The organism is Streptomyces sp. NPDC000404 (genome assembly GCF_040300365.1).
Classification (GTDB): domain Bacteria; phylum Actinomycetota; class Actinomycetes; order Streptomycetales; family Streptomycetaceae; genus Streptomyces; species Streptomyces ramulosus.
Genome location: NZ_JBEPDN010000002.1, coordinates 1 through 18,397 on the forward strand (window position 1 = coordinate 1; position 18,397 = coordinate 18,397).

The 18,397-nt window shown below is 73.6% G+C and carries 17 protein-coding genes and 2 pseudogenes; 11 read left to right on the plus strand and 8 right to left on the minus strand.

Translation table 11 applies throughout. The features are described from left to right. Positions 1-123: 123 nt before the first annotated feature. The 3 genes and pseudogenes from ABT345_RS03180 to ABT345_RS03190 all read right to left on the minus strand — a co-directional run. Complete coding sequence (locus tag ABT345_RS03180) at positions 124-996, minus strand: endonuclease I family protein (protein ID WP_345082486.1); 873 nt, start codon at positions 994-996, stop codon at positions 124-126. Between the two features lie 266 nt (positions 997-1,262). Beyond that, positions 1,263-2,090, minus strand: a pseudogene (locus ABT345_RS03185) (lipid II flippase MurJ); the annotation flags it as partial. 162 nt (positions 2,091-2,252) lie between these two features. Continuing rightward, positions 2,253-2,536 (minus strand): annotated as a pseudogene (locus ABT345_RS03190) (lipid II flippase MurJ); the annotation flags it as partial. A gap of 265 nt (positions 2,537-2,801) precedes the next feature. On the opposite strand from ABT345_RS03190, the gene ligD (ABT345_RS03195) reads away from it, so the two are divergent. After that, on the plus strand, positions 2,802-3,776 hold the full coding sequence (ligD, locus tag ABT345_RS03195; protein WP_345081077.1) for a non-homologous end-joining DNA ligase: 975 nt from the start codon (positions 2,802-2,804) through the stop codon (positions 3,774-3,776). 11 nt (positions 3,777-3,787) lie between these two features. Here ligD (ABT345_RS03195) and ligD (ABT345_RS03200) read toward each other — a convergent pair whose 3' ends face one another. After that, positions 3,788-4,681, minus strand: coding sequence for a non-homologous end-joining DNA ligase (ligD, locus tag ABT345_RS03200; protein ID WP_345081080.1), 894 nt, complete (start codon positions 4,679-4,681; stop codon positions 3,788-3,790). Between the two features lie 30 nt (positions 4,682-4,711). On the opposite strand from ligD (ABT345_RS03200), the gene ku reads away from it, so the two are divergent. Both ku and ABT345_RS03210 read left to right on the plus strand, forming a co-directional pair. Beyond that, positions 4,712-5,875 carry a non-homologous end joining protein Ku gene (gene ku / locus ABT345_RS03205; protein ID WP_345082489.1) on the plus strand — a complete coding sequence of 388 codons (1,164 nt, stop codon included), beginning with the start codon at positions 4,712-4,714 and terminating at the stop codon, positions 5,873-5,875. 221 nt (positions 5,876-6,096) lie between these two features. After that, positions 6,097-6,471 carry an RNA-binding S4 domain-containing protein gene (locus tag ABT345_RS03210; RefSeq protein WP_345081083.1) on the plus strand — a complete coding sequence of 125 codons (375 nt, stop codon included), beginning with the start codon at positions 6,097-6,099 and terminating at the stop codon, positions 6,469-6,471. A 16-nt stretch (positions 6,472-6,487) separates the two neighbouring features. On the opposite strand, the gene ABT345_RS03215 is transcribed toward ABT345_RS03210, so the two are convergent. Next, positions 6,488-6,937: a YchJ family protein gene (locus ABT345_RS03215; protein WP_345081086.1), complete on the minus strand. Its 450-nt coding sequence runs from the start codon at positions 6,935-6,937 to the stop codon at positions 6,488-6,490. A 235-nt stretch (positions 6,938-7,172) separates the two neighbouring features. Between ABT345_RS03215 and ABT345_RS03220 the strand changes: the two genes are divergently transcribed. After that, positions 7,173-7,367 (plus strand): hypothetical protein, encoded by a 195-nt coding sequence (locus tag ABT345_RS03220; RefSeq protein ID WP_345081089.1) that lies wholly within the window; start codon positions 7,173-7,175, stop codon positions 7,365-7,367. A gap of 268 nt (positions 7,368-7,635) precedes the next feature. Next, the gene (locus ABT345_RS03225) at positions 7,636-9,321 is read left to right on the plus strand and encodes an FtsK/SpoIIIE domain-containing protein (protein ID WP_345081092.1); all 1,686 of its coding nucleotides are present in this window, start codon (positions 7,636-7,638) and stop codon (positions 9,319-9,321) included. A 94-nt stretch (positions 9,322-9,415) separates the two neighbouring features. On the opposite strand, the gene ABT345_RS03230 is transcribed toward ABT345_RS03225, so the two are convergent. After that, the gene (locus tag ABT345_RS03230) at positions 9,416-9,616 is read right to left on the minus strand and encodes a hypothetical protein (protein WP_345081095.1); all 201 of its coding nucleotides are present in this window, start codon (positions 9,614-9,616) and stop codon (positions 9,416-9,418) included. Positions 9,617-10,020: 404 nt separating this feature from the next. Here ABT345_RS03230 and ABT345_RS03235 point away from each other — a divergent pair, with 404 nt between their 5' ends. Together ABT345_RS03235 and ABT345_RS03240 are read left to right on the plus strand one after the other, a co-directional pair. Next, positions 10,021-10,203, plus strand: a complete 183-nt coding sequence (locus ABT345_RS03235) for a hypothetical protein (protein ID WP_345081098.1) — start codon at positions 10,021-10,023, stop codon at positions 10,201-10,203. A 158-nt stretch (positions 10,204-10,361) separates the two neighbouring features. Beyond that, a complete protein-coding gene (locus ABT345_RS03240; RefSeq protein ID WP_386458489.1) occupies positions 10,362-12,347 on the plus strand; it encodes an ABC transporter ATP-binding protein in 1,986 nt (661 codons plus the stop codon). A gap of 47 nt (positions 12,348-12,394) precedes the next feature. Here ABT345_RS03240 and ABT345_RS03245 read toward each other — a convergent pair whose 3' ends face one another. Next, entirely contained in the window at positions 12,395-13,900 is a 1,506-nt protein-coding gene (locus ABT345_RS03245) for an SCO1417 family PLP biosynthesis transcription factor (protein WP_345081100.1), read from the minus strand. A 193-nt stretch (positions 13,901-14,093) separates the two neighbouring features. Between ABT345_RS03245 and yczE the strand changes: the two genes are divergently transcribed. From yczE to ABT345_RS03265, 4 genes are all read left to right on the plus strand, one after another. Further along, positions 14,094-14,684 (plus strand): membrane protein YczE, encoded by a 591-nt coding sequence (gene yczE, locus ABT345_RS03250; RefSeq protein ID WP_345082495.1) that lies wholly within the window; start codon positions 14,094-14,096, stop codon positions 14,682-14,684. Then, on the plus strand, positions 14,681-15,481 hold the full coding sequence (locus ABT345_RS03255; RefSeq protein ID WP_345081102.1) for a glycerophosphodiester phosphodiesterase family protein: 801 nt from the start codon (positions 14,681-14,683) through the stop codon (positions 15,479-15,481). Before yczE ends, ABT345_RS03255 begins: the two co-directional genes overlap by 4 nt. A 46-nt stretch (positions 15,482-15,527) precedes the next feature. Further along, positions 15,528-16,898: an MFS transporter gene (locus tag ABT345_RS03260; RefSeq protein ID WP_386458485.1), complete on the plus strand. Its 1,371-nt coding sequence runs from the start codon at positions 15,528-15,530 to the stop codon at positions 16,896-16,898. A 361-nt stretch (positions 16,899-17,259) separates the two neighbouring features. Then, complete coding sequence (locus ABT345_RS03265) at positions 17,260-17,637, plus strand: RNA polymerase-binding protein RbpA (RefSeq protein ID WP_026170122.1); 378 nt, start codon at positions 17,260-17,262, stop codon at positions 17,635-17,637. A 179-nt stretch (positions 17,638-17,816) separates the two neighbouring features. Here the strand turns inward: ABT345_RS03265 and fxsA are convergent, their stop codons facing one another. Further along, positions 17,817-18,377, minus strand: a complete 561-nt coding sequence (gene fxsA, locus ABT345_RS03270; RefSeq protein WP_345081108.1) for an FxsA family membrane protein — start codon at positions 18,375-18,377, stop codon at positions 17,817-17,819. Positions 18,378-18,397 lie beyond the last annotated feature (20 nt).

Consider the following 18,397-nt stretch of genomic DNA (forward strand, 5'->3'; position numbering starts at 1 on the left):
GGGCCCGGGCGCGACGCGGTCGGGAGTGCACCATCGGGTTCGGCGCCCGGGCCCGGCCGGGCGTGTGGGGCCCCCCACCGGCACCGGGCGGGGCCGCCGCGCGCCCCCCCGGCCCGGATCAGGTCACCAGATCTCGTTGACCCACTCGGGGTGGTCGATGAACGGGTTCCTGTTGTGCTGGTACTTGTCGAAGATCACCTGATTGCGGTGCTGCTCGAAGGCGTCGGGCGGGTCGGCCTTGCTCCACGCCTTGAGGACGGAGATCTTCCCGATGTTGGGCGCCGATCCGTTGTCGACCTTGTCGTTGGGCTCCAGGTCGGGGAAGCCGTCGTCGCCGTCGTAGCGCACGGCCATGTAGAGGATCATGCGGGCGACGTCGCCCTTGACCGCGTCGCGGGGCTCGAAGGAGTCGTTGTCGGTGAAGCTGCCGGGCGCCTCGGGGACCGGGGAGCCGCCGTTGTCGAAGTCCTTGTTGCCGCGGTCGCTGTTGACCGAGACGTCCTCGGGCCGCAGGTGGTGCAGGTCGGTGCCGGGGCCGGTGGAGGTACCGAAGTCACCGTGGGACTTGGCCCAGACGTGCTCGCGGTTCCAGTCGTCCGGGTTCCCGCCGTTGGCGTCCTTGCTCTGGGAGCGGCCGGAGTAGAGGAGGATGACGTTGGACTTGTTGTCCGGATCCTCGTCGGTGTCCTTGAGGGCGTCCCAGACCTGGCTGTAGCTGAGCTTGCCGGTCTGGGTGGACTTGATGATCTGGTGCAGGCTGGACTTCAGCTCCTGCCCGGTCTTGCCGATGGCGTCCTTGTAGTAGGTGTCGTCGTAGGCGGTGTGCGTCGCCGCGGATGCCGGGCCGCCGGATATTCGGGCGGCGGCCGCCTGGTGGGGGGCGGCGGGGGTCGCCGTCGCGGTGGCCGGGAGCTGGGTGGCCAGGGCGGCGGACGCGGCCACGGCGGCCACGGCGAGCGCGGTACGGCGGCGACCTCTACGGGTCGCGCGGGTGATGTCCACGAAGGTGTCCTCTCCCCGAATGGTGGTACCGGGCCGCCAGTTGTGGGGGTGCGGCCGATACCGGCCGTTGGGTGTACGGCCGGTGGGCAGCCTTCCACCGCAACAAATCCCACAGTGTGAACACCAGGGGGGAGTTGTGTGCGCAGACCGTGAAGCCCGGGCCATTCATGCCGGACGGCCCCGATTGTCGGACGGCCGCGCCGCAGGTTCCGCGCCACCGGGCGGCCGCCGTCCGGGCCCGGCGGCCGCCCGACGACCGGTCAGGCGCGCCGCAGCCCCGGCAGTGCGCGCAGTTCGCCGATGCGCAGCAGCCGGGCCAGCGCCCAGAAGGCCGCCGCCATGGTGAGGCCGCCGGCCGGCAGGGTCAGGGCGGGCGCCCCGGTGCCGACGATGCCGGTGGCGGCGAGGTGGCCGAGGAGGGCGGCTGCCGCCGCGGCGGCGGCCAGCTTCCCGTAGCTGCGGCACAGCCGCCGCCCGTCGAGCCTGCCGTGCAGCCGGCGGCGCAGCCGGACGGCGGTGAGCAGCAGTCCGGCGGCGTAGGCGACGGCGTACGCGGCGGCCATGCCGGTCACCGCCCAGCGCGGCGGGAGCAGCAGATGGCAGCCGACGGCGAGGGCGATGTTGACGGCGGCGATCTGCGCCGCGGTCCAGAACGGCGTACGGGTGTCCTCGAACGCGTAGAAGCCGCGGAGCAGCAGGTACTGCGCGGAGAACGGGATCAGGCCGAGGCCCAGCGCCTGGAGCATGTGGCCCGCCGGGGCGGCGGAGGCGGCGTCGACCGCGCCGTGGGCGAAGAGGAGCTGGGCGGTCTGCGGGCCGAAGGCGAGGAAGAAGAATCCGGCCGGGACGATGACGACGCCGCTGGCGCGCAGCGCGCGGGAGAGGTCGCCGCGCAGATCGTCCAGGCGGTGTTCGGCCACCGCGCGGCTCATCCGCGGCAGCAGCGCGGTGACGAGCGAGACGGTGACGAGGGACTGCGGCAGCATCCAGATCGTCTGGGCGTAGGAGTACGCGGTGAACCCGACCCCGGCGGTGGGCAACTGCCGGTCCGCGGCGCCCGCGAGGTGGGTGACGACGGTCATGGCGGCTAAGGGTTGCCCCGTAGTCTCTGGTGGGTCAGCGCGCGGCGTCAGATGCGGTGCATCGCAAGGCGGAGGGACGTCCGGATACTGGGTGTATCCGGGCGTTCCGACAACGCGGCGAGGTGCCGTAGCTGGCGTCGCGCGCCCGCCAGGGACTACGGGGCAACCCTTAGGTTGGCCAGTACCAGCAGCAGGGTCCAGCGGGCGGCGGTCAGGCTCTTGCGGAGTCCGGCGCCGCGCCAGTCGAAGCGGGGCCGGAAGCGGAAGCCGGACGCCCGGACGAACGGGATGAGGGCCACGGCCTGGACGACGATGCCCGCGGTGGTGCCGATGCCGAGCAGCCGCACCTGGCCCGCGGTGATGTCGGCGACCTCGCGGGGGCCGGTGAGCAGGGCGATGTAGAGGCCGAACACCGCGATGAGGACGACGTTGTTGAGGACCGGCGTCCACATCGCGGGTTTCGCCGCGGCGTGGCGGCGGCGGGCGGCGGGCGGCGCCTTCGCCGGGGCTGCGCCGTCGGCGGGCGGTATCCGCAGCGGCAGGGTGTCGTCGGGGTTCTCCTGGGTCATGGGCGTCAACCTAGGGCGGACGGCCACCTGCCGGGGCGGATCCGGCCCGTACGGGCACCATCGCCGTCCGTCCGGTCTGCGTGGCCGGGCGGGGCGGTCGCCGTCCGGCCGGTCTGCGGGCCCGGGCCCGGCGGCCGACCATCGAGGTATGGCGGATTCCACGGGCCCCGGCTCCTCGGGCGGTGCGCCGCCGGTGATCGCGCCGATGCTGGCGGTGCCGGGGCCGCTGCCCGTACCGGACGACGGCTGGGCGTTCGAGGTCAAGTGGGACGGTGTGCGGTGCATCGTGGCGGTGTGGGCCGACGGGACCGTACGGCCGGTGTCGCGGGCCGGGAACGATCTGACGGCGGCCTACCCCGAACTGCTGGTCCCGGCGGACGGCGCGCGCGGGCACACGCTCGTCCTCGACGGTGAGGTGGTGGCCCCGGACGCGGCGGGGCGGCCGGACTTCGGGCGGTTGCAGCACCGGATGGGCGTGAGCGATGCGCGGCGGGCGGCCCGGCTGGCGCGCGAGACGCCCGTACAGCTGGTCCTCTTCGATCTGCTGCACCTCGACGGCAGGTCGCTGCTGGCGCAGCCGTACCGGGAGCGGCGCCGGGTGCTGACCGGCCTGGAGCTGTCCGCGCCGGCCTGGTCGGTGCCGGCGGCGCTGCCCGGGCACTCGGCTCAGGCGTGGGAGGCGGTGGTGCGGGCGGAGCTGGAGGGCGTGGTCGCCAAGCGGCTGGATTCCCCGTACGCGCCCGGGGCGCGGTCGGCGTACTGGCGCAAGACGAAGCGGGTGGAGACGCTGGATGTGGTCATCGGCGGCTGGACGCCGGGGCTCGGCGGGCTGCGGGGGCTGCCGGGGGCGGTGCTGGTCGGAACCGATGCGCCCGAGGGGCTGCGGTTCGCCGGGGCGGTGGGGTCGGGGCTGTCGCTGCGGGAGCGGCGGGAGCTGGCCGGGTATCTGGAGGTGCTCGCCCGTAGCGATCCGCCGTTCGCGGGGCCGGTCGGGGTGGCGGATGCCCGCTGGGTCGAGCCGCGGCTGATCGCGGAGGTCACGGCGTCGTCGTGGACGGCGGCCGGGCGGCTGCGGCATCCGGTGTGGCGGCGGCTGCGGCCGGATCTGACGCGGTTGGGGTGAGGGCGGGCGGGTCAGGCGGTACGGGGCAGCGGACGGGCGCGGTGGGGGTTGAGCAGCGGGGCGAAGAGGTCGCCGTGGCGGGCGCGGCGTCCGGCGATCTCGCCGAAGAGGAAGGTGAGTTGGTCCGGGTCGGTGCAGGTGGCGACCTCGTCCCAGGTGACTGGTGTGGAGACGGTGGGCAGGGCGCGGGCCCGCAGGGTGTAGGCGCAGGCGGTGGTCTTGGCGGCGGCGTTCTGCGAGTAGTCGAGGAAGACCTTGCCGGGGCGCAGGTCCTTGCGCATCCTGGCGGTGACCAGGTCCGGGAAGGCCGCGGCGGCCTCGACGGCCAGGGCGCGGGCGTAGGCGGTGGCGTCGTCGGACGGGACGGGTTCGACGGGGGCGAGCAGGTGCAGCCCCTTGGAGCCGCTGGTCTTGACGCAGGCGTGGAGCCCGTCGGCGGCCAGCCGGTCGCGCAGCCACAGGGCGACGGCGCAGCATTCGACGAGGGTGGCGGGGGCGCCCGGGTCGAGGTCGAGGACGAGGCGGTCGGCGATGCCGGGGGTGTCGCGGGTCCACTGGGGTGCGTGCAGTTCGACGACGAGGTTGGCGGCCCACACCAGCGAGGCGAGGTCCTGGAGCAGCACCTGCCGGCGGGAGGCCGCGGAGCGGGACGGGACCTCGCAGGTCTTCACCCAGGCGGGGGTACCGGGCGGCACGTTCTTGGTGAAGAAACGCTCGCCGCCGGGCCCGTCGGGGTAGCGCAGGAAGGAGACCGGCCGGTCGTGGAGGTGCGCGAGGAGGGCGCCCGCCGTGGTGGTGACGTAGTGCAGCACCTCGCCCTTCGTGGTGCCGGTCTCCGGATAGAGGACCTTGTCGAGGCGGGTGAGCGGGAGGCGCCGCCCCTCCACGACGGTTATCGGCGACATACGATGAGAATCCCACACAAGGGATGAATGATGCGATCTGTATGGAATGGCGCCATTTCGTTCGGCCTGGTCAGCATCCCCGTGAAGACCTACAGCGCGACGGACCGCAGCACCTCGGTGTCCTTCGTCCGCATCCACGAGAAGGACGGCGGGCGCATCCAGTACCGCAAGGTCTGCGAGCTGGACGGCGAGGAGGTCCCCAACGAGGAGATCGGCCGGGGCTACCGCGCCACCGACGACACGATCGTGCCGATCACCGACGAGGACCTGTCCCATCTGCCGCTGCCCACCACGAAGACGCTGACCATCCTGGCGTTCCTGGACGCCGGCGAGATCGATCCGCTCCAGATGGACCGGGCGTACTACCTGGGCCCCAACGGCCCCACCGCCACCAAGCCGTACACCCTGCTGCGGGAGGCGCTGGAGCACCACGGCAAGGTCGCCGTCGGCAAGGTGGCGATGCACGGCCGGGAGACGCTGGCGATGCTGCGGGCGCACGACGGGGCGATCGTGATGCACGCCCTGCTGTGGCCGGACCAGATCCGTTCGACGGCCGGAGTGGTGCCGGACGACGTGGAGATCCGCGACAGCGAACTCACGCTGGCCGAGACGCTGATGGACTCCCTGGGGGACCTGGACCCGGACGAGCTGCACGACGACTACCGCAAGGCGGTGGAGAGCCTGGTCGCCGCGAAGCTGGAGGGCGGCGAACCGGCCGCTCCCAAGGCCGCGGGCACCACGGGCGGCCAGGTGATCGACCTGATGGCCGCGCTGGAGAGCAGCGTCCGGGCGGCGCGGGAGGGCCGCGGCGAGGAGACCGGAGCCGACGAGGAGGCCGGGGAGGCGGAAGACGCGACCGTCACGCCGATCCGCGGCCGGAAGAGCACGAAGAGCGGCACCGCCACGACGAAGTCCGCGTCCTCGGGCAGCGCCTCCGGCCGGAAGCGGACAGCCGCGAAAACGGCGGGCAGCCGGACGAAGTCCGCCGCCGGATCCGGCAGTTCGGGCTCGGCAGCGAAGAAGAGCACCGCCTCGGGGGCGAAGAAGAGCACCGCGAAGCAGACGGCCGGGAAGCGGACCGCGACGGAGACCTCGGCGAAGAAGACCTCAGCGAAGAAGGCCACCGGGGCCGCCAAGTCAGGCGGTACGAAATCGACGGCGGCACGGGGCACGTCGAAGCGCACGCCGGCCTGAGCGGGCACGAGGAAGGGAGCCGGCACGAGGAAGGGAGCCGGCACGAGGAAGGGAGCCGGCACGAGGAAGGGAGCCGGCACGAGGAAGGGAGCCGGGCAGCGGCCGAAGACCCGGGCTCCCGGCGCGGAACGGCCGTCGGCCCGGCGCCGCGCGGCCTCGGACACCGGCCCCCACCAGGACCGCGGCGCCCGGCTGTCACCCCGGCGTTCTAGAGTCGAACCATGGCAGCAGACGAGGGGAACACCCGTATCGACAGCTGGATCTGGTCGGTCCGGCTCACCAAGACCCGGTCGGTGGCCGCGGCCGCCTGCCGGGCGGGCCATGTCCGGGTCAACGGCGAGCGGGTGAAGCCCGCCCACGCCGTGCGCACCGGCGACGAGGTGCGGCTGCGGCACGCCGGGCGGGAGCGGATCGTGGTGGTCTCGCGGCTGGTGCGCAAGCGGGTGGGCGCGCCCGTCGCCGTGGAGTGCTACGTCGACAACACCCCGCCCGAGCCGCCGCGCGCCCAGGCGCCGGTCGTCGCGGTCCGCGACCGGGGCACGGGCCGGCCCACCAAGCGCGACCGCCGCGAGATCGAGCAGTTGCGCGGCCGCTGAGCGGCGGCCCGGCCCTTCACGGCCCGTCGAGCGCGTCCACGTACACCCAGGCACCGTCCTCGCGGACGAAGCGGCTGTTCTCGTGCTGGCTGTCGGCGAGACCGCGCCAGGTGGAGTGGGCGCGGAACTCGACCGTGCCCTCGGCGTGGAAGGCGCTGCCGCCGGTGGTGGCGAGGATTTCCAGGCCGGTCCACCGCCGCTCGGCGTCGAGGTCGAGCGTGGCCGGGCGGGTCGAGGAGTGCCAGGTGCGCAGCAGGTACGCGGGGTCCCCGGCGGCGAAGGCGGCGTAGCGCGAGCGCATCAGCCGCTCGGCGGTCGGGGCGGCGGCGTCACCGCGGTGGAACGGTGCACAGCAGTCGCCGTAGACCGCGTCCCGGCCGCAGGGACACGGGTCCGCGGCGGCGAGGGCGGGACGGGCGGCGGGGCGGCGGGGTGCGCTCTTCGGCTTCTTCGGCTTCTTCGACACGCTTCGATTGTGCAGGTCCGGCGCCCGGGGCCGACGGCGGGGCCGCTCCGCGCCGGACCCGCGGACGGGTGCGCGTCCACGGCGCCGGACCCGGACACCAGGCCGATTTTCCATGCGGCCATATAGGCGGATTCAACGACAAATCACTCTATTGCGGCTTTTCCTGGCTTGGTACGTCCTGTGAGGTTGGAAGAACTCATGGTGACCGTCCCGCCTCCTCCCAGGAGAGAACCTCATGATTCTGTCCATTTCCGGTGTGATCCTGCTCGGCGTCATCGTCTTCCTCTTCTTCCGCAAGGACGGCCTCAAGGCCTCGCACGCCCTGGTGTGCGCGCTCTTCGGCTTCTACCTGGCGGGCTCCGCCATCGCCCCGAGCATCAAGGCGGGCGGCGCGAGCCTCGCCAGCCTCCTGGGAGGTCTCCGGATCTAGGACCTGTCGTCACACTCCCGTCCGCCTCGCGCGAGGAGTGTGACGACCGGCCTCAGCAGCGCCCGGACGGGTCCCGGCGGACGGCACTCCCAGGGCGTGTCCCCCGCCGGGCCCGGCCCGGTGTCCGTAACGTCACGTCCGGCCGCCGGGTGCGGCCCCGGCGCCCGCCCGGCGCCGCGCTCCCCGCCCGGCGCGCATCCGCCGTTCCCCGGGCCCCGCTCCCCCGCCGGGCCGCCCACCGCCGCGTACGACACCCCAGGAGACCCATGTGGCCCGGCGCCCTCTGCCCCGCATCCTGACCGACCGCGCGCCGCTCCTCCGCGGCCGTGAGCTGGCGCGCACCGCAGCCGACGGCGCCGGCGACATCTTCCATCCGCTGGTCACCCTCAGCCGCGGACTGCGCCGCCTCGCCGTCGCCGCCGGCCGGCGCTGGCGCGCCACGCCCCAGGAGCGCCGGGCCCCGATGTGCTTCCTGGCCGGCGCCTGCGTCCTCGTCATGGCGCTGGCCCCGTACGGCCCGCTGCTCGGAATGCTCGCCGTGATGGGCGCCTCGGCCTGGGCCGGCCGGGACCGTTCGCCCGCGCCCACCGGCCCGGGCGAGGCGGAGTCGGCCCGGCTCCAGGCGCTGTACGAGGCGCTCGTCCCGTACTTCTCCGGGGACGGCGACCCCGAGCCGCTGTACGCGCACGGCGGCGACTGGGCGGAGGCGTTCGACGCGTACGAGTTCGACGACGACGGCCGGATCGTGCGGCTGCACCTGCGCTACCCGGCGTACTTCACCGACGGCGAACCCGCCGCCCGGGCCCGGATCGAGCAGGTGCTGCACGCGAAGTCCGGGCGCGGCCGGGAGTACCGCTTCGACTGGGACGAGGAGGCGAACACGCTGGCCCTGACCGTCCTGGACCCGCTGCCCACCGACATCGCGGCACAGCGGTTCGTGACCGCGCCGGGCGAGACGGTGCTGGGCTTCACCGATCCGGAGTCGGTGCAGCGGACGCTGCCGGTCGCCGTCGGCGAGACGGTGCAGGACGAGCCGCCGGTGCTCTGGCGCACCGGCCCCCGCTCGACCGAACCGCATCTGCTGATCCTCGGCCACCCCGGCTCCGGCACCACCTCGCTGCTGCGGTCGCTGGCGCTCCAGGCGCTGCAGCACGGCGACGTACTGATCATCGACGGCGGTGGCACCGGCGAGTTCGGCGCGCTGACCGGGCGCCGCGGGGTGCTCGGCGTGGAGAGCGGTCCGTCGGGCGCGCTGGCGACGCTGGCGTGGGCGGCGCAGGAGACCGAGCGGCGCCTCCTGGCCACCAGCCGGGCACGCCAGGCGGGCGAGCCGGCCCCGGACGACACCCGCCGCCCGCTGTGGATCCTCGCCGACCGGCCCACCGCGCTGACCCATCTGGCGGCCGCCGAGGGCCGGGACGATCCGCAGCGGCTGCTCCAGGTGCCGCTGCGGCACGGCCGCGCGGCGCAGGTGACGGTGGTGGTGGCCGAGCAGTTCGACAGCGCCGGCCTGCTGAGCGACCCGGTACGGGTGCACACCACCCGCGCCCGGGTGGCGCTCGGGCCCGCGACGCCGGACGAGGTCCGCGCGGTCCTCGGCGCCGAACCGCACACCACTCCGACGCCGCTGGTCCCGCCCGGCCGCGGCTACGCCCGGCTGGGCGCGGCCCCGGTGCTCCGGCTCCAGGTGCCGGCGACCCCGGACCCGTACGACGAGTCGACGGCCGAGGCACACCGGCGGGCGGTGCTGGCGCTGCTGCCGGAGCACACCGTGCCCGCCGGGGAGCGGTCGGCCGGTCAGCCGGTGCGGATGACGAAGGCCTGCGCCGGACCCGCGAACGGCGAGGAGGCACCCGGACGCGCCGCCGTCGACGATCCGGCACCGGGGGCCGGCCCCACCGGCGGCGCCGTCACGGTCCACGGCACGGTACGGGCGGCGAACGCGGAGGGCTGACGGGCGCACCCGCACCGGGAAGCCCGGCACGGCAAGACCGGTGCGGACGGGCGGCTGCGCTCAGGGGCGCCTTCCGCTCTGCGGGGCGCCCCGCTCAGCAGCCGCCCGAGCCGGCGCCGGAAACGGCCGACGCCGCGATGGCCGCGTCGGTGCCGCGCCCCGCCGCCCGGTCCCCGGCGCGTTTGGCCTCCTCCGGACCGGCACCCCGCGCGCCCGCCGCCATCGTGGCCGCCATCCGGCGCTGCTCCGACAACTCGGCGCGCTGCTGCTTCAGTTTGCTCAGGAACGACAACATGGCCCTCGTTCTTCCCGTGCGATGACACCCGGACATGCCGACGAATCCACTGTAGGGCGGAGGTATGACAAGCCCTCGCGCGACGACGGCGCACCGCTCCGACCAGCGTGCGCAACCGACGCGCAGGACAGGTAATGCGGCCACTCCGCGGAGGCGGGGAAAGCCGCCCCCGCGCGTCAACCGTCGGCAACCGCCCTCCCACCCACAGCAACATGCGCATTTTGTCTAATTTTCACGTAATGCACTTGTTGGGGTCGAAGGTCCGACGTAGTGTCGGAAGTGTCGCGGTGGAGACGTTCCGTCGGGACGAACGAACCGCAGAGAACGCCCTGACGGGCGCGCCGAATCGCCACCAGAGCACGGTCCGGGAACGCCGCGGCGGCATCCGATCACTGGAGGCAGTGATGACCTTCAAGGTGTTCTTCCCCCGCATCCGTAACGACCGCGGCGGACACGGTGGCGGAGGCCACGGTGACCACGGCGGCGGCGGCCGAGGCGACTTCGGCGGACGCGGCGACTACGGACGTGACGGACGCGACTGGGGCGACTACGGCGGACGCGGCGACTACGGCGGCTTCCGCAGGTAATCATCCGACCCGTTGTCGCGGATTTCCCGATATCCGTTGACGACCATGTGACATGTGCTTCGGATCCACGGATCTGAGGCATGGGCAGAGGCGGGCCCGCGCACACCGCGCGGGTCGGCCTCCTGAGCTGCCGTCAACCGGTACCGCACACCGCACTCATGGAGCTGCGCGACGACCGCCGCGGCCACGGCCGAAGGACAGCCGACGACCGTGCGGCGAAGACCTCAAAGGCCGGAAACACCGTCAACGGCCAGGAGCGCCGAATGGCCAACGACCGCCAGCCCGAAGCGGACCCGCTCGCCTCCACCGACGCACCCCCCACCTCGCCCCCGGAGGCGCCTCGACCCTCCTCGCCGTACCCCCAACTCCCCGGCAACGCGCCCATTCTGACGCGGCACGTCGGCCCCGTGGAGGCGTTCCACCGCTTCTGGCCGCTGACCCGGGGCGATCGCCGCTGGCTGCTGATGGTGATCGGGTGCGCCATCGTCTCCGCCCTCGCCGAGACCGCCGCGATCCTGCTCTTCGCCCAACTCACCGACCAGGCCCTGGCAAAGGGCTCGGTCAGCGCCTTCTGGAGCCCCGCCGGCACCTGGCTCGCGGTGGCGGTGATCGGCGCCGCCGTCGGCTATCTCGGCAACTCCCTCGCCGCCTGGATCGCGGAACGCTTCCTGCTGCGCCTGCGCGCCCGGGTGTTCTCCCATCTCCAGACGCTGCCGCCGCACTTCTTCCAGCGCAATCGCCGCGGCGATCTGGTGGAACGGCTGACGGGCGACATCGACGCCATCGAACGGCTCGTCGTCAGCGGTGTGGTGGGCGCCTCCGCGGCCCTCTTCTCCACCCTCTTCTACGCCTCCGCCGCCCTGTGGCTGCGCTGGGAACTGGCCCTCGCCACGTTCGTCGCCGCCCCCCTCTTCTACTTCGCCACCCGCCGCTTCACCGGGCGCATCCGCCAGGTCACCCGCCGCCAGCGGGCAGCCGACGGCGCCCTCACCTCCGTCGTCGAGGAAACGCTGGTCAACGTCGTCCTCACCCAGGCGTACAACCGCCAGCGCGACGAGGAGGAACGCCTGGTCAGGGAGGCCCGCCGCTGGCTGCGCGCCTCCGTCGCGAGCGCCCGCCTCGGCGCCCTCTACGACCAGTTCATCGAGATCCTGGAAACCCTCTGCGTGCTGTCGATCATCGGTCTGGGCGCCTGGGAGATCTCGGCGGGCCGGCTGACCCTGGGGCAGCTCCTCGCCTTCGCCGCCTTCATCGGCTACCTCTACCCGCCGATCCGCTCCCTCGGCCGCCTCGGTCTCACCGCCACCGCCGCCACCGCCGCCGCCGACCGGCTGCTGGAGATCCTCGACGCCCACCCGGCCGTCGCCGACCCGCCCCGGGCACGAGCCATCCCCCTCCCGCACCGCGCCCACGGCGAGCTGCGCATCGACGACGTCACGTTCCGCTATCCCCACTCCTCCCACCACAACGCCCTCAGCTCCCTCTCCTTCACCGCACGCCCGGGCGAGTTCGTGGTCGTCACCGGCCCCAGCGGCGCCGGCAAGTCCACCCTCGCCGCCCTCCTCCTGCGCTTCTACGACCCGGACTCCGGCGCCATCCGTCTCGACGGGATCCCGATCGACCGCCTTCCCCTCGCCGATCTGCGCCGCAACATCACCCTGCTCCCCCAGGAGACGCTCGTCCTCCACGACACCATCGAGCGCAACATCGCCTGCGGCCGCGACGACCCCACCCCCAGCCACGACGAGGTGACCCGGGCCGCCCGGGCCGCCGATGCGCACGGCTTCGTCACCGCCCTCCCCGACGGCTACGACACGGTCATCGCCCCGTCCACCGCCGCCCTCTCCGGCGGCCAGCTGCAGCGCGTCGCCATCGCCCGCGCCATGCTCCGCGACGCCCCGGTCCTCATCCTCGACGAGCCCACCACCGGCCTCGACACCCTGGCCGCCCAACGCATCCTGGGCCCCCTGCACCACCTGGCCGCCGGCCGCACCACCCTCGTCATCACCCACGACCTCGACCTGGCCGTCACCGCCGACCACATCCTCGTCCTCAACGACGGCCACCTCACCGAATCCGGCACCCACCCCCAGCTCCTGGCCCGTGGCGGGCTGTACGCGGAGCTGTTCGAAAGGCGGTCGTGAGGGACCGGTGACGGGACGCCGGACGGCGCGAGGCGACGGCCGCCGGCTCAGGCGACCAGCGTCCGCACCGTCTCCACCCCGGTGGTGTGGCCGCCGGCCACCAGCCGGGCCGCGTGCGCCAGCCGGTCGGCGGCCTCCTCGGCGACCGCGCCGCCGACCGTGAACGGCAGCCGTACGTACCCCTCGAAGGCGCCGTCGACACCGAACCGCGGCCCGGACGGCACCCGGACGCCCAGCCGCTCCCCCGCCTCGGCGATCCGGGAGCCGGACAGGCCGCCGGTGCGGACCCAGAGCGTGAGGCCGCCGTGCGGGACGGTGAACTCCCAGTCGGGCAGCGCGCGGCGCAGCGCGCCGACGATCGCGTCGCGGTTGCGGCGGGCCTCGTCGCGGCGGATGACGACCGCCTCCTCCCAGCCGCCGGACTCCAGCAGCGAGGCGATGGCGAGCTGTTCCAGGACGGGTGAGCCCAGGTCGGAGTAGGCGCGGGCGGCGACCAGGCTGCGGATCAGATCGGGCGCGGCACGCACCCAGCCGATCCGCATCCCGGCCCAGAACGCCTTGCTCGCCGAGCCGACGGTGATGACGGAGCTGCCCGCCGGGTCGAACGCGCAGACCGGGCGCGGCGGCTCAAGGTCGTCGTCCAGCCGCAGTTCGGTCATGGTCTCGTCGACGACGAGGAGCGTGCCGGCCGCGCGGGCCGCGTCCACCATGCGGCGGCGCTGGTCCTCGGTGGCGAGGGTGCCGGTGGGGTTGTGGAAGTCGGCGACGACGTACGCCATGCGCGGCGCGGCGTCCCGCATCACCTGGCGCCAGGCCGGGATGTCCCAGCCGCCCAGCCGCTCGGTGAGCGCCACCGGCACCAGCCGGGCGCCCGCGTCCCGCATCAGCTGGAGGATGTTGGCGTACGACGGGGAGTCGACGGCGACGCGTTCGCCGGGGCTCGTGCAGAGCTTGCAGATGGCGGCGACGGCGCCCATCGCGCCCGTGGTGACCATGATCTGCTCGGGCATGGTGGGGATGCCGCGGGCGGTGTAGCGGTCGGCGAGCGCCTGGCGCAGGACGGGCAGGCCCGCGGGGTAATCGCCGTGGGTGTGGGCGTAGAGCGGCAGGTCGGCCATGGCGCCCTGGACGGCGCGGGTCAGCCAGGGCTCCGGGGCCGGGAGCGCCGCGCAGCCCAGGTCGATCATGGATCCGCCGGCCTCCGGCGGCAGCGGCTCAAGACCGCGGGTGGGCAGCGGGTTCCCGGCCGGTACGGCGGTCCAGCTGCCGGAGCCGCGGCGGGACTCCAGGAAGCCTTCGGCGCGCAGCGCCTCGTAGGCGGCGGCGACGGTGGTGCGGCTGACGCCGAGGGCGCCGGCCAGTTCGCGTTCGGCGGGCAGCCGGGCGGCGACCGGGATGCGCCCTTCGAGGACGAGCAGGCGGACGCCGTCGGCGAGGCTGCGGTAGGCGGGCAACCGGCGCCCGGCGGCGGTCAGTTCGGCGGTCCTGGGATCCTGCGACCGGAGCAGCCGGGCGAGTTGCTGAGCACCCACCGCCGAAGTCCACTGCGCCATGATTGCAGTCCACCTTTCCGGGATTGGCTCTCGATCACCTGTGCCAGCCTGCCACATCGTGGCACGCGTCGGTCCAATCCTGCCAGGAGGAGGAAAGTCCTTGTCCATCGACGAGGCGCACAAGAAGCCGGGTACTTTTCTGCCGCGCCGGCTCGTGCAGCTCTACACGGGTCTGGTGCTCTACGGCGTGAGCATGGGGCTCCAGCTGCGCGCCGGGCTCGGTCTGGAGCCGTGGAGCGTGCTCAACCAAGGCATCTCGCTGCACACCGGGCTGTCGATGGGGACGGTCACCATCCTCACCGGCGCGCTGGTCCTGCTGCTGTGGATCCCACTGCGGCAGCGTCCGGGGCTCGGCACGATCTCCAACGTGATCGTGCTGGGCCTGGTCATGGACGCGACGCTGTCGCTCGTCCCCACGCCGCAGGCGCTGGCCGCCCGCATCCCGCTGCTCTTCCTCGCGGTGCTGGTCAACGGCGCGGCGACCGGTCTGTACATCTCGGCGCGGTTCGGCCCCGGACCGCGCGACGGCCTGATGACCGGACTGCACCGGCGCACCGGACGCCCGCTGCGGCTGGTGCGCACCTGCATCGAGGTGACCGTGCTGGCGGTGGGCTTCCTGCTCGGCGGCTCGGTCGGCGCGGGCACCGTGCTGTACGCGCTGGCGATCGGCCCGCTGGCGCAGTTCTTCCTGCGCCGGTTCGCGGTCAAGGGGCTGCCGGCGGAGCCGTCGCGGGTGGTGGCGGGCGGCGACGCCCCGGCGGCACCGGCGACAATGTCCGAGTGACCCCTGCGATACGCCCCCGCCACCCCTACCTCGACCACCCCGCGCCGCTGCCGTTCGCCCATCGCGGCGGGGCGGCGGGCGGCCTGGAGAACACCGCCGCGGCGTTCCGGCGCGCGGTCGCGGCCGGCTACCGCTACCTGGAGACCGATGTGCACGCCACCTCGGACGGGAAGCTGGTGGCGTTCCACGACGCGACGCTGGAGCGGGTCACCGACGGGCGGGGCGCGATCGGGGAGCTGCCGTGGCGGGCCGTGCGCAGCGCCAAGGTGGCCGGGCGGGAGCCGCTGCCGCTCTTCGAGGAGCTGCTGGCGGAGTTCCCCGAGGCGCGCTGGAACGTCGACCTGAAGGCGGAGGCGGCGCTGGAGCCGCTGGTGGAGCTGGTGCGGCGGGCGAACGCCTGGGACCGGGTCTGCGTCGGGTCGTTCTCCGAGGCGCGGGTGGCGCGGGCGCAGCGGCGGGCCGGGGCGCGGCTGGCGACGTCGCTGGGCACCCGGGGCGTGGCCGGGCTGCGGCTGCGCTCGCTGGGCCCGGCGCCGCTGCCGCTGGACCGGCTGCTGGGCGCGGCGGTGCGGCGCAGCGCGGTGTGCGTCCAGGTGCCGGAGCGGCAGGCGGGCATCCCGGTGGCGGACCGGCGGTTCGTCCGCGCGGCGCATGCGCTGGGGTTGCAGGTGCATGTGTGGACGGTGAACGATCCCGGCCGGATGGCGGCACTGTTGGATCTTGGTGTCGATGGCATCATGACCGATCACATCGACACACTGCGTGCGGTGCTGACCGGACGGAACGCCTGGATCTGACCCCCGGCGCCCGGTCGCGCCGCCGGGGGAGGAACGGGGGTGGGCGGTGCACGCACCGACCGTGGACGATCAAGGAACGCAGCGCGCCGCGCTCCGCCGCGAACAGCGCGGCTGGTACTGGTACGACTGGGCCAACAGCGTCTACTCCACGACCGTGCTGACGGTCTTCCTGGGCCCGTATCTGACCTCGGTCGCGCAGTCCGCCGCGGGTCCGGACGGTTTCGTCCACCCGCTCGGGATACCGGTGCGCCCCGGCTCGTTCTTCGCGTACACCGTCTCGGCGTCGCTGCTGCTGTCGGTGCTGGCGATGCCGCTGGCCGGGGCGGTGGCCGACCGGACGGGCCGCAAGAAGCCGCTGCTCGGCCTCTGCACGGTGACCGGCTCGATGGCGACGGCCGGGATGTTCTGGCTGGAGGGCACGCGCTATCTGCTGGGCGGGGCGCTGCTGATCGTCGCGAACGTCGCGTTCGTGGTCTCGATGATGCTCTACAACTCCTATCTGCCGCAGATCGCCGGGCCCGAGGAGCGCGACGCGGTCTCCACCCGCGGCTGGGCGTTCGGCTACGCGGCGGCCGGGCTGGCGCTCGTCGCCCATCTGGTGCTGTACGGCGCCCACGCCTCCTTCGGCCTGACCGAGGGCGCCGCGATCCGCATCTGTCTGGCGTCATCCGGCCTGTGGTGGGGGCTGTTCTCGGTCATTCCGCTGCGCAGACTGCGGGACCGCCGGCCGGACCGGGCGGCGGACCGCCCCTCGCCGGAGCGGCCCGCGGCGCTCGGCCAGGGCCTGGCGCAGCTGCGCGCCACGCTCCGCGACATGCGCGCCCATCCGCTGACCCTCGCCTTCCTGCTCGCGTATCTCGTCTACAACGACGGCGTGCAGACGGTCATCACCCAGGCGTCCGTCTACGGCTCGCAGGAGCTGGGCCTCGACCAGACGACGCTGATCGTCTCGGTCCTGCTGGTGCAGGTGCTGGCGGCGGCCGGGGCGCTGGTGATGGGGCGGCTGGCCCGGCGGTACGGGGCGCAGCGCACGGTTTTGGGTTCGCTGGTGGCGTGGACGGCGACGATCGCCGCGGGGTGCGCGCTGCCGCCGGGCGAGCCGGCGTGGTTCTACGTGCTGGCCGCGGCCATCGGCCTGGTTCTGGGCGGCAGTCAGGCGCTTTCGCGCTCGCTCTTCTCGCATGTGGTGCCGCGCGGCAAGGAGGCGGAGTACTTCTCCGCGTACGAGATCAGCGACCGGGGCGTGAGCTGGCTGGGGCCGTTGGTGTTCGGGGTGGCGTACCAGCTGTCGGGGAGCTACCGGCTGGCCATCGCGTCGCTGGGGGTGTTCTTCGTGGTGGGGTTCGTGCTGCTGGCGCGGGTCCCGATGCGGCGGGCCGTGGCGGCGGCGGGGAATCCCGTACCGGACCGGATTTAGTTTCGGCGGAGGTGGCGCGGTAGTATACGCCTTTGGCTCACCAGGCGGACCGTTACTGCGCGTTCAAGAAAAGTGGGCGCTGGGTGACATCTCCTGTCAGATGTGACAAAACCGGCACTGGTGGGTACAACAAGGGGCGGCACGAAGGTAGGCAGCGGCGCGCAGCGTCTCCGTCACGGCGGAGGCGGGCGAGTGGTGAAGGTGAGCAGCGGCGTACGGCGCCTCCGTCAGGAACGGTGGTCGGTGACGGGCGGGCGCATCCATCCCGGATTCGGGAATCTTCACCGCCGACCGGACGTTGACCTGATGACGACGACAGCGACACCTGTCCTGTGGGCGACAAGCCCGGGAGGCACGATTCATGAGTGAGCGAGCTCTCCGCGGCACGCGACTCGTGGTGACCAGCTACGAGACCGACCGCGGCATCGACCTGGCCCCGCGCCAGGCGGTGGAGTACGCATGCCAGAACGGACATCGATTTGAGATGCCGTTCTCGGTTGAGGCCGAGATTCCGCCGGAGTGGGAGTGCAAGGTATGTGGCGCACCCTCGCTTCTGGTGGATGGCGACGGCCCGGAGGAAAAGAAGGGTAAGCCCGCGCGTACGCACTGGGACATGCTCATGGAGCGCCGCACCCGCGAGGAGCTCGAGGAGGTGCTGGCCGAACGGCTGGCCGTCCTGCGCTCCGGCACCATGAACATCGCCGTGCATCCGCGCGACAGCAACCGCAAGTCCGCCTGACGACCGGACTTCCCGACGCAGTAGCGCACCACAGCAGCACCACGAGGGCCGGTGCCACCACTCGGTGGCACCGGCCCTCGTGCATGTCCTGGCCGCCGCGGCGCCGCCGGGGCGGGCCCGCTCCCCCGCGTCCCGGGCCCGTCGGCGGCGTCGCGGCGCGGGCTCAGCGGGTCAGCGGGTCAGCGGGTCAGCGGCGGGTCCTGGCGGGGCGGGCGCGGCGGCTCGTCGTCGCGGATGACCTCACCCTGGACGACCTTGCCGTCGGGCCGGTGCATCCGCGCCTGCTGGAAGGCGTCGCCGAGGGAGCCGGGCGCCGGCTGCGCGGCGCGGCGGGTCAGCAGCTTTTCGGCGCGGCGGCGGAGCAGCTTGCCGGTCGGCGGGAAGAGGCAGAGCAGGCCCAGCACGTCGGAGACCATGCCGGGGAGGATCAGCAGCAGTCCGCCGAGCATCGGCAGGGAGTTGCCGCCGTCCTTGGCGGGCTCGGGCGGCGTACCGGACTGCACCGAGTCGGCCAGCCGGCGCCAGGCCCGGCGGCCCGCCCGCTTGATCACCCAGCTGCCCGCGACCACTCCGGCGACCAGCAGCAGAAAGACCGTCCAGCCGCCGGCCGCCTCGGCCACCAGCCGGAGCAGCCAGAACTCCAGGACCAGCCAGACGATCACCGCGAGCGGCAGGAAGCGGCGGGCGGCGGAGCGCCGGGGCGGGCGGGACGGTGGCGTGGGCGTGGCTCCGAACGTCATGCCTCAAGTGTGCCTGGCCG

Bases quoted from the DNA above. Each gene is read 5' to 3' on its own strand.
- ligD (WP_345081077.1), top strand. From the start codon at position 2,802: ATGGCGGATTCCACGGGCCCCGGCTCCTCGGGCGGTGCGCCGCCGGTG.
- ligD (WP_345081080.1), bottom strand. From the start codon at position 4,681: ATGTCGCCGATAACCGTCGTGGAGGGGCGGCGCCTCCCGCTCACCCGC.
- ku (WP_345082489.1), top strand. From the start codon at position 4,712: ATGCGATCTGTATGGAATGGCGCCATTTCGTTCGGCCTGGTCAGCATC.
- ABT345_RS03210 (WP_345081083.1), top strand. From the start codon at position 6,097: ATGGCAGCAGACGAGGGGAACACCCGTATCGACAGCTGGATCTGGTCG.
- ABT345_RS03220 (WP_345081089.1), top strand. From the start codon at position 7,173: ATGATTCTGTCCATTTCCGGTGTGATCCTGCTCGGCGTCATCGTCTTC.
- ABT345_RS03230 (WP_345081095.1), bottom strand. From the start codon at position 9,616: ATGTTGTCGTTCCTGAGCAAACTGAAGCAGCAGCGCGCCGAGTTGTCG.
- ABT345_RS03235 (WP_345081098.1), top strand. From the start codon at position 10,021: ATGACCTTCAAGGTGTTCTTCCCCCGCATCCGTAACGACCGCGGCGGA.
- ABT345_RS03240 (WP_386458489.1), top strand. From the start codon at position 10,362: ATGGAGCTGCGCGACGACCGCCGCGGCCACGGCCGAAGGACAGCCGAC.
- ABT345_RS03245 (WP_345081100.1), bottom strand. From the start codon at position 13,900: ATGGCGCAGTGGACTTCGGCGGTGGGTGCTCAGCAACTCGCCCGGCTG.
- yczE (WP_345082495.1), top strand. From the start codon at position 14,094: ATGGGGCTCCAGCTGCGCGCCGGGCTCGGTCTGGAGCCGTGGAGCGTG.
- ABT345_RS03265 (WP_026170122.1), top strand. From the start codon at position 17,260: ATGAGTGAGCGAGCTCTCCGCGGCACGCGACTCGTGGTGACCAGCTAC.
- fxsA (WP_345081108.1), bottom strand. From the start codon at position 18,377: ATGACGTTCGGAGCCACGCCCACGCCACCGTCCCGCCCGCCCCGGCGC.